The following is a 16,688-nucleotide window of genomic DNA, read 5'->3' as shown; positions in this document are numbered from 1 at the left end:
TAGTATTCCGTTCTGTCAGCATGGCAACAGAAAAAATGGAGGATCGAAGATGCGAACAGATACATTGACCTATACTTATCAGATGCGTACAACGCCGGAACGATTCTATCAAGTGATGATCGTGCAACAAGCGGCATTCTTTCGCTCAAAAGGAGCAGAAGAACCTTTCGGCGAGAACAGTCAAATTGATTTGATGATTCGCACAAAATCAGCGGCCACGCTGGTGCCAGCGGTGATGAAAGTCAAAAAAATCGCGCAAGATGAGGTTGCTTTGATAACAGCCTATGAACAAGGGGAAATCTGTCAAAGGTATCGCTTTGTTCCTAGTGGAGCAGAAAAGATTGAGGTTACGTATTCGGAACAGAATTCTTTTGATCGTTCCCGCAATACGTATAGTTTCATGCTGGCAGCATTATTCTATAAGTTCTTTTTTAACAAAGGGGTCAAAAAACGCATGCAGTATTTGGAAACTGCATGCCAGAAATATAATGAAATAGACGAGAATAAAGTTGAAATTAGAGGAAAAAAATGATTGAGATAATAACCGATACGATTTTTCATTTATACAATGAAAAGATTAGTTATGTGATGCATGTTTTACCAAATCGACAATTAGGTCATCTGTACTTTGGTCCATCTTTGGGGCATTTGAGTGCCAATGACATGGACTATTTAACCAAAAAAGAAAATAAATCTGCCGGCACGGTCAAATTTTTTGAAAATGATGGCCTGTTTACGTTAGCAGATCGCTTTCAAGAGTTGCCAACCTATGGTTCTTCTGACTTTCGAGAAGGAGCCGTTACTATTTTTGCAGAAGACGTGCCTTTGTATGTGGATTTTAAAGTCGCAGAAGTCGAAACTTTCGCAGGAAAGGAACGAGAGCTGGCCAAACCGGCGAGTTTTGCCGAAAAAACAGAAAGCCAAAGCCTGCGAATAATGTTGATCGATGAGCAGCGGCAATTGAAAATGGAAATCACCTACACTATTTTTGCTGGTTTAGGTACGATTGCGCGCAATCAGCGGATCACCAATCTTGGCGCTGAGAAAAAACAACTTTCTTCGTTGATGAGCGGGGTACTGGAATTAAGAAATCAGCAATTTGAATTTGTTCACCTTTCTGGTGCTTGGCTAAAGGAACGCCAAATCAAAGCCACACCATTGACGCAAGGAACCTTTCGAGTGGGGTCTTTAAAAGGGGCCTCTGGGCATCAGCACAATCCCTTCGTGGCACTGAAGGCTGCTAATGCCACCAATGATCAGGGACGTGTCTATGGAGCAAACCTGATTTATTCAGGGAATTTTCTCGCTCAAGTCGAGATGGATGAGTGGGACAATGTCCGCTTAATGCTGGGGATTCATCCCGAACAGTTTTCTTGGACATTGCAGCAAGATGCAGTCTTTGAAGCCCCAGAATGCATTTTGACATTTACCGATGAAGGGTTGAATGGGTTAGGGCAAGAGTCTGCTGCGTTTATTGAAAAGCACGTGATTGCCCCTTATTGGCAAAAACGGCCGCGGCCGATTGTCTTCAATAATTGGGAAGCAACTTATTTTGATTTTGACCAAGAGAAATTAGTAGCATTAGCAGCAGAAAGTCAGGCATTAGGAATGGAATGCTTCGTCTTAGATGATGGCTGGTTTGGTAAAAGAGACAACGATCGCAGTTCTTTAGGAGATTGGGTGCCAGATCCAGCGAAATTTCCTAATGGCATCGGTCATTTTGCAAAACAAATACACGATCTAGGGTTGCAGTTAGGCGTTTGGTTTGAACCGGAAATGGTCTCTCCTGACAGCCAGCTTTATCAAAAACATCCCGATTGGGTGGTCCGACATCCTTATGAACGCATCTCTGTGGGACGCGGCCAGTATGTCTTAGATTTTGCCAATCCGGCAGTCGTGGAGGCGATCTTTGCTGCGATCAAAAAAGTCATCGTCGAAACGGATCTTGATTATATCAAGTGGGACATGAATCGGAATATCACAGAAGCTTATTCACCTTATTTAGCAGATGAAGGGATTCCCCAAACAGAATTCTTTCATCGCTATATTTTAGGGGTCTATGCCCTTTATCAGAAAATATTAACAGAATTTCCGGAGATTTTGATCGAAGGCTGTGCTGGCGGCGGCGGTCGTTATGATTTAGGGATCTTGTTTTACAGTCCTCAGATTTGGCCGAGTGACGACAGCGATGCCGTGGAACGACTACAAATTCAAACCGGCACATTACTTGGCTATCCGATGTCTTCATTCAGCAATCATGTCTCCGCTTGTCCCAATCATCAAGTGGGGCGCAATACGTCACTGGCATTTCGGCAATCGGTGGCTATGTTTGGCCCATTAGGCTACGAGCTGGATCTTTTCAGTTTATCAGCAGCTGAAAAACAAGCAATCAAAGAACAAATCATTTTCTATAAAGCTCATCGACAACTTCTGACTTATGGCGCCTTCTATCGGATGACCGATTTGAGCCAAAAAAATGAAATTGTATGGGGAGTCTCTCATCAAGAGGAAGCACTGATTGCCTATTTTCGGATTCTTGCTGAAGCAAATCCTGCAGCGGAAGCTTTTATACCGGTACCGTTCATTGATCCGGATCGAAGCTATCTGCTGGAGAATGAGCAGTTGTCTGGCAAGGTTCTGAAGCAAATTGGACTGCGCAAACCGTACTTATTCAATGCTGCCAATCACCAAACGGCGCAAGTAACAGGAGATTTCCAGTCATTTGTTTATCAAATCAAAGCAATCAAAAAGGAGTAAAAAGATGACGAATTATTTCTTTGATCAGCGGTTCCTGCATGGTGGGGACTATAATCCCGATCAGTGGCTTGATTATCCGGAAATCCTAAAGAAGGATTTGGCGTATATGCAAAAAGCCCACGTCAATACGGTCACACTTGGGGTGTTTGCTTGGAGTGCTTTGGAGCCAACAGAAGGGGTCTATCAGTTTGACTGGCTTGATGAACAGTTTGATGCGATCCATGCTATGGGGGGCAATGTCATTTTGGCTACCCCCAGCGGTGGTCGTCCCCAGTGGTTGAGTCAGAAATATCCGGAAGTCAATCGCACCAATGCGTATGGACAAAAACATACTCATGGCTTTCGCCATAATCATTGCTATTCTTCACCAATCTATCGCGAAAAAGTGCGGCAGATCAACACAAAATTAGCTGAACGCTATGGCGACCATCCGGCACTAGCCATGTGGCACATTTCCAATGAGTATTCAGGGGAATGTTTTTGCGAATACTGCCAAGAAAAATGGCGTGACTGGTTAAAGAAAAAGTACAAAAACCTAGAAGCATTGAATCATGCGTGGTGGATGAGTTTCTGGGGCAATCGCTATTCCGATTGGGAACAAGTCTTGCCACCATCACCTTTAGGAGAACATAAAGTTCATGGGATGGATCTGGATTGGAAACGATTCGTCACTGATCAGACCATTGATTTTTATTTGAATGAGATTGTCCCTATTCGGGAACGAACCCCTGATATCCCGGTAACGACGAATTTTATGGCGGAAGGACATGCCACACAGGATTTTATTCCTCTGGAAGGAATCGACTATGGCAAGTTTTCTCAGTATGTGGATGTGGTTAGTTGGGATAGTTATCCCGATTGGAACAATCGCTTTGAAGCAATCGCTACAACCGCTATGAAGTCTGCCTATGTCCATGATCAGTATTGGTCTTTGAAGAAACAACCCTTTTTAGTTATGGAATGTACCCCAAGTTATGTCAATTGGCACCAATACAACAAATCGAAGCGCCCCGGGGTCCATGTTTTAAGTAGTATGCAGCAGTTAGCTCATGGGTCAGATAGTACCTTGTATTTCCAGTGGCGCCAATCTCGTGGCAATTCGGAGAAATTTCATGGCGCCGTTGTCAGTCATGATGATTCCACAAACAATCGAGTGTTTAAAGAAGTTGCTGAATATGGCGCTCGTCTCGAAAAAATCAGTGAAATCAAAGGAACCACTCGCAAGAAAGAAGTGGCGATTCTCTTTGACTGGGAAAGCAATTGGGCGTTGAAGCGCGGGGGAGGATTCGGCCGTCCTACGAGACGTTATCCCCAAACGTTGCAAGAGCATTATCAGGTTTTCTGGGAACAAGACATTCCGGTTGATATTCTGACTCCTGAGCAGGATTTTTCTGATTATCAATTAGTCATTGCGCCAATGCTATATATGATGACAGAAAAAACGATGCTAAAATTAACGAGCTATGTTGAAAAGGGTGGAATACTAGTATCCAGCTATTTCACAGGAATGGTCAATGAAACAGATTTGCTTTATATTGGCGGATTGCCTCAACCATTAAAGGCGCTCTTTGGCATTGAGGTATTAGAGCTTGAAACACTTTTAGAAGACGAACACAATCAGATTGATTTTCAAGATCAGCGATTTGTCACCAAAGACTATTCAGCAATCATTGACGTGTTGGATGCAGAAGTTTTAAGCCGTTATCAGACAGATTTCTATCAAGGCACGCCTGCGGTTACGAAGAAGCCATTCGGTGCAGGGTCTTCGTATTATTTGGCTGCCCGAACGAACAGTGATTTCTTAGCTGCTTTTTATCAAAAGTTGATTGAAAAATTGGGATTGAGAAGAACAGCGATTGCTGAAGCACTTCCTGAGGTGTCGATTCAAACGCGAGTTGGGACGCAACGAGACTATTCATTTATTATGAATTTTTCAGAGGAAGAACAGCAACTAGTATTGAAGCAGCCAGTAACCGATCTGGAAACCAATGAACATCTAGTGGGGGCAATCACGTTGGCACCCTATGAAGTCAGGATCGTATATCACCCCTCTGAAGTACACTAAGAAAAAAGGACCATTCGTTACGCCAATCAGCGCAACGAATGGTCCTTCATAAATTTAGGCAATGCTTCACTGATCTGTGTCGGCAAGACAACATAGTTCTCGGCAGCTAAATGTTCGCCAATCAAACTGTGGAGATAAACCGCTGCGTGGACCGTTTCTTCGGTTCGATCAAATTGTGCCAAAAAACTGGTAATGATCCCGGCTAAGGTATCCCCGGTGCCGCCAGTGGCCATAGCTGGCGTTCCTAATGGGTTTTCGACGATTTCTGTGCCATAAATCTGGGTGCGATGGCTTTTTAAGACCACGATACTGGCTAATTTTTTTTGGAAGGCTGCGTTTTTCTCCGGTGTTTGCTCACTGATCTCAATGCCGCTTAATCGTTGCCACTCCATTTGATGAGGGGTAAATACGACTTGACTGGGGTAAGGAAAAGTCAATGGGTATTTCGCAGCTAAATTGATCGCTGACCCATCAACAACTAGCCATTGATGGCTTTTTTGTGCAGCGACGACTGTTTGCAATAGATTGAAACTGGTTTTGCCTTCCCCCATGCCTGGGCCAATCAATAGGACATCCGCAGATTCAGTGACCGTGCTGATAAGCTCAGTCTGGTCCCAGGAGACGAACATCGCTTCTGGCAGTCGCGCATGTAGCGCCGTACGATTGACAGGATCGGAGATCACCGTGGTTAGTCCAGTTCCGCCATAAACACTGGCTTGTGCCGCCATCAAGATTGCGCCTCCGTACTGCTGGTTACCGCCAATCACTACGGCACGGCCAAAGGTCCCTTTGTGACTTTCGACGGGGCGTTTGCGAATCACTGCTGCTAAAATAGTTTGCTCCAGTTGCTTCATACAATGACTCCTTTTCTGCTTCTTTCACTGGGCTCATTTTCTAGAATAAACCTATTGCTTTTATTATACTCGTTTTATGAAAGATATCGTCTGAAAATACACAATTTTTTTTCCTTTTTTCAGCTAAGAGTGTTATCATAAAAGGCGAGAAAAGAATTGGAGGGAATCGTATGACAATCGATTGGAAAAAAGAAGTCGAAGCGCGTAAAGACGATTTGCTAAATGACTTGATTGATCTTTTGAAAGTAAAAAGTGAACGAGAAGATGACAAGGTAACGGCAGATGCTCCGTTTGGACCTGGACCTCGTGATGCCTTGCTGCACATGTTGGCTTATGGGGAACGTGATGGTTTCGCTGTGAAAAATGTCGATAACTATGCTGGACATATCGAATTTGGTGAAGGAGACGAAACATTAGGGATCTTCGGCCACATGGATGTTGTCCCTGCTGGTGACGGTTGGGCGACAGATCCCTACGATCCTGTGATCAAAGACAATAAAATTTATGCTCGCGGATCTTCCGATGATAAAGGTCCTTCAATGGCTGCTTATTACGGAATGAAGATCATTAAAGAGTTGGGCTTGCCATTATCTAAAAAAATCCGCTTTGTCGTAGGATCTGATGAAGAAAGCGGCTGGGGTGATATGGATTACTATTTCGAGCATGAAGAAAAACCTGATTTTGGTTTCTCTCCCGATGCGGAATTCCCAATCATCAATGGCGAAAAAGGGAATGTAACATTAGGGCTTCATTTCCAAGGAAATAACGAAGGTGCTTATCAACTGCAACAATTCACTGCTGGTTTGCGGGAAAACATGGTACCAGGAACTGCGGTTGCAAAATTGACTGCCCCGTCTACAGAAGCTGCATTAGAAATGGAAAAAGCTTTTTTTGATTATGTCGAAGGTCAACCAGTGACTGGCACCATCGAAACAGAAAATGAAGAAGTTACCATTGAACTAGTCGGTAAAGGCGCCCATGGTGCAAGTCCTCAGTCTGGGATCAATGCGGGAACTTTCTTGGCAGTCTTTTTAGACAACTTTGCCTTTGGCGGCGGCGCAAGACAATTTATCCATACGGCGGCAGCTTATGTCCATGAAGATTTTTATGGTGAAAAATTAGGCGTGGCGCATGAAGATGAAAAAATGGGTAAACTAACCATGAATGCTGGTTTGTTTGCTTTTAAAGCTAATCAATCAGGTGTTCAAGCAGACAACTTTATTGCCTTGAATTTCCGCTACCCTCAAGGGGTAACTGCAGAAGGTCTGGAAATCGGCATTGAAAAAACCGTTGGCATGGAAGGCGCAACAGTGACTCGGAACGAGCGCAACATGGAGCCTCACTATGTGCCAATTGATGATCCATTGGTGAAAACATTGCTTGAAGTTTATGAAGAACATACTGGTCAAAAAGGCTATGAACAAATCATTGGCGGTGGCACTTATGGCCGTTTATTAAAACGTGGTGTCGCATATGGGGCAATGTTCCCAGGCTACACAGATACGATGCACCAAGCAAACGAATTTATGAGCTTGGATGATCTATTCAACGCGGCAGTGATTTATGCAGATGCCATCTACCGTTTGGCAAAATAAAACAACTCGAAACACCTCATGAAGAACTTCTTCATGAGGTGTTTTTTTGATGGAGATAGTCTAGCGACCGGTAACAAGGAGCAGGTGCTTGTTTTCGTAGTTACTGTGTCAAAAAGCCTTGCCTTTTCAAAAATTTTTCTACGTCCGGACGGCGAGATTCTTGGAAAAAGCCAGTCATTTTGGTTTGCCAATCCGTTTTTTGTTGATTGCTTCCCCGATGGGCATAGTAGTCCGCGGTAGTTTCATTGTAGCGAGCAACGAGGTCTTCGGTCAGTGGCTGATAGTGGTCGACACTTAACACAGCGGATTGCGGTAAGCGAACTTTCGGCTCATTTTTCGTTGCGGGATAACCGATAGTCAACCCAAACAATGGCAGTGTATACGGGGGCAGCTCCGTGAGTTCAGCGATACGGAACAAGTCATTCCGGATTCCGCCAATGTAACAGATTCCCAGACCTTGGGTTTCTGCAAAGGCTGCCATATTTTGAGCAGCAATCGTGGTATCTACCACAGCAACTAGAAGGGCTTCCATATTCGACAACCCATCACTAGGCAAATTTGCTTGCTGCAACAATTGATGGTGTTTATATAAATCTGCTACGAACAGATAAAAGACACCCGTCTGTGTGATATAGTGGGGAGCACCGGCGATTTTCTCGATTTCTGCCAATCTTTTAGGATCTTTGATCTCGATGATTGAATAGGCTTGAACGAAATTTGAACTTGAACCGCTTTGTGCTACTTTGACAAGTTGTTGCTTCATTTCTGCTGATAAAGACTTTTTTTGGAAGTCTCTAACCGATGTGTGACTTGTAAAAAAATCAATGGTTTCCATTATTGTTCCTCCTCTGTCACGCTTGTTACGCTGTAGATTAGTGTAACAGAAAAAAGAAGCTTTTTTCAAAAAAATATATCTGAGAAAAGACAAATTTGTGCATAAAGGTTGCTATCTTCAAAAAATTTCGTTATGATGATTCTACATTCTGATAAACCCTTAGGGGAGTAACCAGTGGCTTCGGCTGCGATAATATCAACAGTAAGTAAACTGGCGACAGTTTTCTGGTATTATATGAAATGGTGAGACCTAAGACAAGCATCCACTTGTCTTAGGTCTCTTTTTTTCTAAAAAAGGACTCATGCAAGGGATAGCAACTATGAAGGAGAGAAATCATTGGCAAAAGAAATGTATCAAAAAGAAATCACAGAGGTTATGAACGAGGTAAACAGCAGTCCATCTGGATTGTCCCAGCAAGAAGCGGCAAAGCGCTTAGAAAATGGCTTGAATCAGCTGAAAGAAGCTCCCAAAAAATCAAGTTTGATACTCTTTTTAGAAACCTTCAAAGATGCGATGGTGATCGTTTTGCTGATCGTGGCTATCGTTCAGATGATCATGGGCGCCCATGTTGAATCGATTGTCATTTTTGCTGTTTTGCTACTGAATTCGGTTGTTAGTGTCATCCAAACGAAAAAAGCAGAAGGATCGTTAGATGCATTGAAAAGCCTCTCGGCACCCAATGCAAATGTTATCCGAGATGGAAAGGAACAAACGGTACCGGCAAAAGAATTGGTAGTGGGTGATATCGTTATTCTAGAAGCAGGGGACTATGTACCTGCTGATGGCCGTCTGATTGAAGAAGGGGCATTGAAAGTCGATGAAGGAATGCTGACCGGTGAATCGACACCTGCTGAAAAAGAACTTGGGGTTATTGACCGCACAGCGCCTATTGGAGACCGCGATAACATGGTCTTTAGTGGAACGATCGTGACTTACGGCCGTGGCCGTTTCATTGTGACTGCCACAGGAAATGTGACAGAAATCGGGCAAGTCGCTGGTTTATTAGAAAACACAGTGGAACACAAGACGCCATTACAACGCGGGCTGGATCGCTTCAGCAAAAAATTGAGCTTGGCGATCCTCGTTCTTTCCTTGATTATTTTAGGTGTCCAAGTTGCTCGGCTATTTTTAGGTGATGGGTCTGGCGATATGACCGCCGATCTAGTCAACGCTTTTATGTTTGCAGTCGCTGTTGCGGTGGCTGCTATTCCTGAAGCACTCCAATCGATCGTTACGATTGTTTTATCGATCGGTACCAAACAAATGGCTCGTCAACATGCGATCATTCGTAAGTTGCCGGCAGTTGAAACACTAGGTTCTACTAGTATCGTTTGTACAGATAAAACAGGAACATTGACCCAAAATAAAATGACGGTCGTTGATTTTTATTTGCCCAATGGACAGACGGGTGAATTTTCTGAGAATCCTGCTGAATGGACATTGCCTGAACGTCGCTTGATCGAGATCAGTGTGCTTGCAAATGATGCGGCAATCAGTCCCGAAGGAGCTAAACTAGGAGATCCCACAGAGATTGCCTTTCTTGATTATACAGAAAAATTGAATCAACCGTATCGTGAGATTCGTCAACAATACCCGCGATTACAAGAATTGCCTTTTGATTCCGATCGGAAATTGATGTCCACATTGCATACCATTGATTCGGAACAACTCCTTTTGACAAAAGGGGGACCGGATATTGTGATCGGAAGAAGTACAAAGGTTCTTATCAATGACGAAATCGTTCCACTGACTGAGGAAATCAAACATCAGTTGCAGCATCAAAATGAAGAATTCTCTAAACGCGCGCTGCGGGTTTTGGCTTTTGCTTATCGACCGCTGACAGTGTCTGAAGACGAAGAACTGCATTTAGGTCTCGAAGAAGAGCTGATCTTTGTTGGTTTGATGGCGATGATTGATCCCCCTCGAAAGGAAGTCAAGCAAGCCGTGGCAGACGCGAAATCGGCTGGCATCAAAACAGTGATGATCACTGGTGACCACAAAACGACGGCTGTGGCCATTGCGCAGGAGATCGGGATTGCGCAAGAAGGTGACTTAGCATTGACCGGTACAGAGCTTGATGCACTGTCGGAAGAAGAACTGACGAATCAATTGGAGAAAATCACTGTCTACGCCCGCGTCTCTCCTGAGAATAAAATCCGCATTGTGCGAGCATGGCAAGATAAAGGGAAAATCTCTGCTATGACCGGTGATGGCGTAAATGATGCACCAGCATTGAAGCAAGCGGATATCGGGATTGCGATGGGGACCGGAACGGACGTTGCAAAAGATGCAGCAGCAATGGTCTTGACAGATGACAACTTTGCTTCAATTATTCGAGCGGTAGAAGTTGGCCGCAATGTGTTTGATAATATCAAAAAGGCGATTTCTTATCTTTTTGCTGGTAACCTCGGCGCGATTATCGCCATTGTGTTTGCTTTAGTAATGGGCTGGGACAATCCATTTACAGCCTTGCAATTGCTGTTTATCAACTTAGTGAATGATTCGCTTCCTGCTATCGCTTTAGGGATGGAAAAAGCGGAACCAACTATCATGCAAAGAGAACCTAGAAATCCTGATGCTGGCATCTTTTCTGGTAAAACGCTGATCTCAGTTACTTATCGTGGGATCTTGATTGCGGCAGTGGTGATTATAGCGCAATGGATCGGGATGAATCAATCGCCGGAGTTAGGTGTTGCAATGGCATTCTCAACTTTGATCTGGAGCCGTACATTACAAACATTGCCTGCTCGTTCCAATACAGAGACTGCTTGGCAAGCTGGATTGTTTGCGAATAAAATGGTTTGGCTGGCGATCGTGGTTTGTGGTCTGCTTTATAGTGTGACATTGCTACCTGGAATTCGGGAAGTCTTTGCGATTCCAGAAACCTTTACAATGAACCATGTTGGGTTAAGCATAGCTATGGCAACTGGTGCTGTCTTGATGATGGAAATCACAAAACTGATTATTTTAGCGGTACAATCTCGAGGGAACAACACGAACTCATGATACTCGCGGGAGTGTTTTCGCTAATCAGATGAACAAAATAAGAACCGAAGGCGCAGCATGCAGCACTGCGTATTCGGTTCTTTTTCTTGCTTTCATTTAATGGACTTGATTGATTTTCTTTAATTGACTGATTTGCTGGGCGACATGAAGAATCAGCTGTTGTTGGCCGTCTATTGGTTTCCCACCGTAAAGATAATCTTCATAGGTTGCCGTCAGTTGGATAAAACTCCCGTGGAAAATAGGATAAACAGCTTCCAATCGGCTGGCATACTCACTAAGAGGTTCCGAATCAGCATGGAAAAGAACTTTTGCTGCTTGTTTCATCAAGACAGGATAGGCGGTTGGTAATGGTTCGGAGCGAAAGCGAGCAATCAACCAGATGCGAATTCGGAAAAAGTAGCGGCGCAAAAGATACAGTAATCCCAAGAAAACAAAGCATGCGATACCTTGCAGAAAATAACGGATCCATTGCCATGTTTCAGGTGAGAAAAGGTGTTCTTCTGCTGGCGCAACAGTTGCCGTCATTGTTGTGGAACTGCTGGTCTCACTACTGCTGCTGGTAGAAGACTCGCGACTAGAACTGCTCGTTTCAGGTAATACTTCAGAAGAGACAGTTGTTGTTTGCAATTCGGGACGATCAGGATTTTGAAAGTTCGGCGTCGGCTCAAACGGTACCCAGCCAAAACCGGCAAAATAGACTTCCGCCCACGAATGCGCGTTGCGGTTTCTCACGGTAAATGTTGTCAGACCATTTTCAGTTTGAGCATCTCCTGGCGAAAAACCCTTGACCCAGCGCGCCGGAATATCGAGCGTTCGTAATAATACCACCATCGCAGTCGAGAAATTATCACAATAGCCAACTTTTGATTCAAACAAAAATTGATCGACATAGTCTTGTTCTTCTGCTGGATAGACGGCATCCGTTTTTGAATAACGGAATTCAATTGAATTTTTCAAGTGATTTTCAATGGCTGTGACTTGTTCAAAGATGGTACTTTGATCTTCTGTGATTGAGCGCGCAAGCTGCCGAATCCGTGCAGGAAGGTTCTCTGGTAATTGTGTATAGTCAACAGGAGTATCTGGCTGTTGCAGCGGCAAGGATTGCAATGTTTCAGCGGCATAGTCCGCTGGCTGCCAAGCCAGTGAAACTTCAATCTGTTGTTGCGGCTCAATTAGATCGACTCGTTGAACCGCATCATCCACAATAAAACCAGAGGCTCCTTCTTCAATAGTGAGGTGATTGCTTCCATAAGGTAATGGCAAATAATCTCCCTGATTCTGCAAATAAAGCTGGACTGTTTCTTCTTTAAGATAATCTTGTTGATAATTATCATCTGCAATCCGCAGGGAATCAGGCACTGTTCGCAGATCTTCTTCCCGTATCGTGTTGATCCAACCCTTGCCAGAATAAAAATCTTTGCTTTCTACTCGCCAATAATGGCGGGTATCTTGTTGGGCTGTAAATAACACGGTATCATCGTCTAATAAGGGACCGCCTAATTGCCGATCATTTTCGCTAAAGCCTGTACGGGACCCGCTAGGTGCACCATGTTCTTCGATAAACTGATAAAAGCCGCGTTGATTCGCTTGTGTGCGTATACCAGTGGTAGCTGCTACCAAGCGATCGCGAATCGCGGTTCTTGGCAGCAGTGTTGCTCCAACCAACAGCAACGAACATAGCAGGGTGAGCCCCAGCCAGAACGACCATTCTCGTACTGTTTTCAGCTGTTGGGTTTTGATCAGGCTGCAAAGAACTCCGCAAAAACACACCCCCAACAAATGCCACGTTAGATTGAAATCATTAAAAATCACGACAGTCAGCAGATAGAGACACATTGCACCGTAGACAATATAAAAATGCTGGATGTAGATCGAGAACACAGCAAACAGAAGAATGCCGGTGACGATAATGGTCACTGCAACAAGTTCAGTGATATAACCGACTTTGCCAGCCAGAATCTCGCTGAGAGCTGTTTGCAAATCATAAAAATATCTTTGGAACCAAGTGAAGGAAAATCCTTCACCATAAGGAAAAAAGCGGTAAAGAGTGACAAACCAGCCTACGATGTAAAAAGGCAGACTGTAGCGAAGACGAGGACTTAAAATACTCACGAAGCAAATCAGAAAGGCGTACAGAAGCAACGTAGTTTGGTGCCCTAAGTGGTAGACTGCTAAAAACGGCAGCACCGTCAAAATGATCGCAATGTAAGTCAGAGCTCCGATTATGGCTTTTTTGATCAAAGGATTCATTCAGACACCTCTTTGTTCGACAGTCGTTGGATCAGGTCAAGATACGTATAAACTTGCAGCATGTTGCTTGGCGTCAAGGATTCCAGATAGACTTCTAAGGATTGCGAGACAGCCGGTGTGATGATAATCACCTGACGCCCTGAAATTTTGGGCAATGGTTCTGGGACTGTGATAAATGGCTGAATCGCTGCGAAAGCTCCAGCATGGATTTGATAAGGAGAATCCAGGTCCTCGCCGATCAATAGTTGCTGAAAAGGCATCTTTTTAAGCAAGAGATTTTGTAGCGAAAAGAAGATCGCCAATGTGTCTTCAAAAGCAGGGTGAGATTCACCCCAAAACAACAAAGTCAACTCCTGTTGTTGTTCCGTTTCATGTTCTCGATAAATCAGTTCTTGCTGTTTACTGGAGAGCTTCCAGTCAATATGCTTTAATGAATCCCCTTGCTGATAGTTACGGTAGTTTCGAATGGTGAAATTTGATTCCCCGTAAGTATATTTTCGCGGCTTTTTTTCAAAAAGTGTCATCAAGGATAGGACCTCGGGTCGATATTCTGGCAAAATGAGGATTTCTTGTTGGATTTTCATTTGCCGCCTTTTTCTGAAGAATCCCCAAAGTTCCTGGCTTGTGAGGGTTAATGGCAGTCCATTATATGCTCCTCGAGCGGTAGGAAGCCACAGCACCTCTAAGCGGATGGATTCGCCCCGATAAAAAGTGAGCGTCTGTTCCTGATTTTGAAAGAGCAAAGACAGCTTTGGGATTGGCAACAGCGTTGGCCGATACTTGAAAACTTGCAGCGGCAAAGGCGTTTCTTTGTTTATTTGTGTTTGGATCGATTCTTCAAGAGTCACTTGGATTTTATTAAGGGAAGGCAGAATGAATAACAAGTCTGCTAGTACCAATAAAGTAACAAAAAAGAGGAGACTCCAACCTGCTTCATTATTGAAAACGATACAATAGCTTAGTAAAAGAAAATAAGTAACAAAAAATACCAGATATTTTCCGAATAACCGCTGTTTGCTCATCATCAGCGCCTCACTGGTACAGGAACGCGTTGGATCATTTGCTTCATGATCTCAGAGAGACTTTCCTGGCTGGCAGTAATCCCGCCTTTTAATAATAAGCGATGACCAAAAACAGCTGGCAAAATTCGTTGCAAGTCTTGAGGTGTCACATAGGTCCTTCCTTCGGTCAAAGCCAATGCTTTTGCCCCTTTCAAAAAGGCAATGCCGCCACGAGGGCTGATGCCTAAATCAATGGCATTATGGTTGCGGCTTGCTTGGACCAGCTGCAGCGCATAGCGAGCAACTTGATTGTCCACGAAAACTTGATCGACCATTTGTTTCAATGCGGTAACTTCCTGCGAGGTCAATATTGTCTGAATTTGATTGAGGGATTGCTGGCGTTGTCCAATCAGTAAAGCAAGCTCATCTTGAAAAGCAGGGTAGCCAATGTGTAATCGAAACAAAAAACGATCCAGTTGTGCTTCCGGCAAAGGATAGGTTCCTTCATATTCGATTGGGTTTTGAGTCGCCAACACAAAGAAGTGAGGGCTTAGCGCGTAGGTTTGATTATCGATGGTCACGTGATTCTCAGACATTGCTTCCAATAATGCTGCTTGTGTACGAGGTGTTGTCCGATTGATTTCATCTGCTAATAACACAGAAGTAAAGATAGGTCCCGGTCGAAATTCAAATTGCTGGTTTTCTGAATTGAAGATCGATACACCTAAGATATCATTGGGCAAAAGATCTGGGGTAAACTGAACACGCTTATAGTCGCTTTGGATGGCTTTTGCCAATGATTTGACTAGCATTGTTTTCCCTACTCCGGGAATATCTTCAAACAAAACGTGACCACCTGCCAATAATGCCGCCACAGTTAATTGGATCACATCACGTTTTCCTAAAATCACTTTCTCGACTTCATTGATCAACGCATCGATCTTTTGTAGTTCATCTGCCATTTTTCAACCTCCTTGAGCCTTTTCTTTTATTGTATCGGTTTTTATTTGCAATCGCAATTTATTGAAGGCAGCTCCTATCCCCAAGAAGAGAACTAGTCAAGCAATGGGCAGCAATCTGATCTGCTTGTCGTAAATTAAAAGCATTGGTTCCCGGTTGTGCTGTGGCGGCGGTTAGCCAGTGAATGCCTTCTGTTGGGATACCAAAACAGTAAAGTCCTTCTTGAATCTGAGCATTTGGATCAAGCAACTGGCTTGTGGCCGGATCAAGCGCAATGGCACCTGTGTAAAACGGAGCCTCCTTAGGAATGTATAACTTATGAGGACTGGCAATGCCATCAGCTAGTAATTGTCTTAACAATGGATTAGCGGTACGACGAATATCCGTCGATTGAATCCGAGCTTCCAATACCTGCTTAGCGGCGTATCGTTGTTGGGGATAGCTGGCTGAATAAGCCACAAAGGTGCCGCTTCCTTCAACGATCATCTTTGGACCAAGAATCGTGACGATATCCGCTTCGATCAGTGCGATCAATTCACGAATGCGCTGAAGTGGGGGGCCAATCGATAAAAAGGCGTTCAATGGAACGAAAGACTGCCAGAATTTTTCTTTTAATGCTTTTGGCGAAAACAATTGCTGATCAAGCATAAAGCGAACCGGATCACGCAAATCCTTTAACAATTCAAACATACTACTGATCGGACTTGTTAAATTTCCTTTGGCCGCTTCTGTAACATCCCAAGTAAGATAGGTCAACAGAAAGTCGCGAATCGATTGGCTCTCTTTTCTTTTGTAAGGATCGAAGATATAGCGCCAGTCCAACCAATTTTGGCGAGGAATTTGGAAGTCTGTCAAAACATCGGCGGCGCCATTTTGGCGGACAAATTGTTCAGTAAAAGCCGCTTGATCATCTTCAGACTCTTGAGACAGCCAGCGTTGATAATAAACAAGTTCCATTTCTTTCTGCAAATAAAAGAAAAACTCAGTGGACTGATCTTGCCCTTTCGCTTGCCAAGAGCGGAGTCGTTCCGTTGTCAAGAAGCGAGGCAGAATCTGTTCTGTTGGATGCTTCTGATTGGCTCCTCGTGCGTGGTATGGCAAACCTCTTCCTGATCCGGCAATGATTGTTGGTTCATTGCCAGAAGGAATGTAGCGAAGGCGATCAGAACCAATAAAGACACCGCCACGATCAGTGGTCAAACGGGTGACATAATCAAAGAACGCCAATCCTAGACCTCGGAGAATAACGTGTTCTCCGCCTTTAACTTTATTAAAATCGACATCCGCTGCATTCTGAGGCGGAGAATACAAAAAGCCTTTTTGGCGGGCGAATTCGTTTAATCGATCTTCTTCTTCAGTGAGCGA

General features: G+C 44.0%; 10 protein-coding genes. 5 read left to right on the top strand and 5 right to left on the bottom strand.

Going from position 1 to position 16,688, the window contains the following annotated elements; translation table 11 throughout:
* Positions 1-49 precede the first annotated feature (49 nt).
* Genes HED61_RS13750 through HED61_RS13740 form a run of 3 tightly spaced genes read left to right on the top strand, consistent with a single transcriptional unit; the run spans position 50 to position 4,822 of the window.
* Positions 50-532 carry a hypothetical protein gene (locus tag HED61_RS13750; RefSeq protein WP_219644916.1) on the top strand — a complete coding sequence of 161 codons (483 nt, stop codon included), beginning with the start codon at positions 50-52 and terminating at the stop codon, positions 530-532.
* Complete coding sequence (locus HED61_RS13745; protein WP_176333009.1) at positions 529-2,757, top strand: alpha-galactosidase; 2,229 nt, start codon at positions 529-531, stop codon at positions 2,755-2,757. Before HED61_RS13750 ends, HED61_RS13745 begins: the two co-directional genes overlap by 4 nt.
* A gap of 4 nt (positions 2,758-2,761) precedes the next feature.
* Complete coding sequence (locus HED61_RS13740) at positions 2,762-4,822, top strand: beta-galactosidase (RefSeq protein ID WP_219644917.1); 2,061 nt, start codon at positions 2,762-2,764, stop codon at positions 4,820-4,822.
* A gap of 26 nt (positions 4,823-4,848) precedes the next feature.
* Here HED61_RS13740 and HED61_RS13735 read toward each other — a convergent pair whose 3' ends face one another.
* Positions 4,849-5,676 carry an NAD(P)H-hydrate dehydratase gene (locus tag HED61_RS13735; RefSeq protein ID WP_219644919.1) on the bottom strand — a complete coding sequence of 276 codons (828 nt, stop codon included), beginning with the start codon at positions 5,674-5,676 and terminating at the stop codon, positions 4,849-4,851.
* 170 nt (positions 5,677-5,846) lie between these two features.
* On the opposite strand from HED61_RS13735, the gene pepV reads away from it, so the two are divergent.
* Entirely contained in the window at positions 5,847-7,271 is a 1,425-nt protein-coding gene (gene pepV / locus HED61_RS13730; protein WP_005470858.1) for a dipeptidase PepV, read from the top strand.
* A 100-nt stretch (positions 7,272-7,371) separates the two neighbouring features.
* Here pepV and HED61_RS13725 read toward each other — a convergent pair whose 3' ends face one another.
* Entirely contained in the window at positions 7,372-8,106 is a 735-nt protein-coding gene (locus tag HED61_RS13725) for an NADPH-dependent oxidoreductase (RefSeq protein ID WP_171917416.1), read from the bottom strand.
* Between the two features lie 348 nt (positions 8,107-8,454).
* Here HED61_RS13725 and HED61_RS13720 point away from each other — a divergent pair, with 348 nt between their 5' ends.
* Positions 8,455-11,112, top strand: a complete 2,658-nt coding sequence (locus HED61_RS13720; protein ID WP_219645048.1) for a cation-translocating P-type ATPase — start codon at positions 8,455-8,457, stop codon at positions 11,110-11,112.
* A gap of 96 nt (positions 11,113-11,208) precedes the next feature.
* On the opposite strand, the gene HED61_RS13715 is transcribed toward HED61_RS13720, so the two are convergent.
* Genes HED61_RS13715 through HED61_RS13705 form a run of 3 tightly spaced genes read right to left on the bottom strand, consistent with a single transcriptional unit; the run spans position 11,209 to position 15,325 of the window.
* On the bottom strand, positions 11,209-13,362 hold the full coding sequence (locus tag HED61_RS13715; RefSeq protein WP_219644921.1) for a DUF4129 domain-containing transglutaminase family protein: 2,154 nt from the start codon (positions 13,360-13,362) through the stop codon (positions 11,209-11,211).
* Positions 13,359-14,387, bottom strand: a complete 1,029-nt coding sequence (locus HED61_RS13710; RefSeq protein WP_230322230.1) for a DUF58 domain-containing protein — start codon at positions 14,385-14,387, stop codon at positions 13,359-13,361. Before HED61_RS13710 ends, HED61_RS13715 begins: the two co-directional genes overlap by 4 nt.
* Positions 14,387-15,325, bottom strand: a complete 939-nt coding sequence (locus tag HED61_RS13705) for an AAA family ATPase (protein ID WP_003125938.1) — start codon at positions 15,323-15,325, stop codon at positions 14,387-14,389. Before HED61_RS13705 ends, HED61_RS13710 begins: the two co-directional genes overlap by 1 nt.
* Between the last annotated feature and the right edge of the window lie 1,363 nt (positions 15,326-16,688).

It is taken from the genome of Enterococcus gallinarum (assembly GCF_021496385.1).
Taxonomy (GTDB): domain Bacteria; phylum Bacillota; class Bacilli; order Lactobacillales; family Enterococcaceae; genus Enterococcus_D; species Enterococcus_D gallinarum.
Note: the sequence above shows the minus strand (reverse complement) of the source record. Positions and strands in the feature narration are given on the sequence as shown.

Excerpts from the sequence above, each read along its gene's own strand:
- HED61_RS13750 (WP_219644916.1), top strand. The coding sequence starts at position 50 with ATGCGAACAGATACATTGACCTATACTTATCAGATGCGTACAACGCCG.
- HED61_RS13745 (WP_176333009.1), top strand. The coding sequence starts at position 529 with ATGATTGAGATAATAACCGATACGATTTTTCATTTATACAATGAAAAG.
- HED61_RS13740 (WP_219644917.1), top strand. The coding sequence starts at position 2,762 with ATGACGAATTATTTCTTTGATCAGCGGTTCCTGCATGGTGGGGACTAT.
- HED61_RS13735 (WP_219644919.1), bottom strand. The coding sequence starts at position 5,676 with ATGAAGCAACTGGAGCAAACTATTTTAGCAGCAGTGATTCGCAAACGC.
- pepV (WP_005470858.1), top strand. The coding sequence starts at position 5,847 with ATGACAATCGATTGGAAAAAAGAAGTCGAAGCGCGTAAAGACGATTTG.
- HED61_RS13725 (WP_171917416.1), bottom strand. The coding sequence starts at position 8,106 with ATGGAAACCATTGATTTTTTTACAAGTCACACATCGGTTAGAGACTTC.
- HED61_RS13720 (WP_219645048.1), top strand. The coding sequence starts at position 8,455 with ATGTATCAAAAAGAAATCACAGAGGTTATGAACGAGGTAAACAGCAGT.
- HED61_RS13715 (WP_219644921.1), bottom strand. The coding sequence starts at position 13,362 with ATGAATCCTTTGATCAAAAAAGCCATAATCGGAGCTCTGACTTACATT.
- HED61_RS13710 (WP_230322230.1), bottom strand. The coding sequence starts at position 14,387 with ATGATGAGCAAACAGCGGTTATTCGGAAAATATCTGGTATTTTTTGTT.
- HED61_RS13705 (WP_003125938.1), bottom strand. The coding sequence starts at position 15,325 with ATGGCAGATGAACTACAAAAGATCGATGCGTTGATCAATGAAGTCGAG.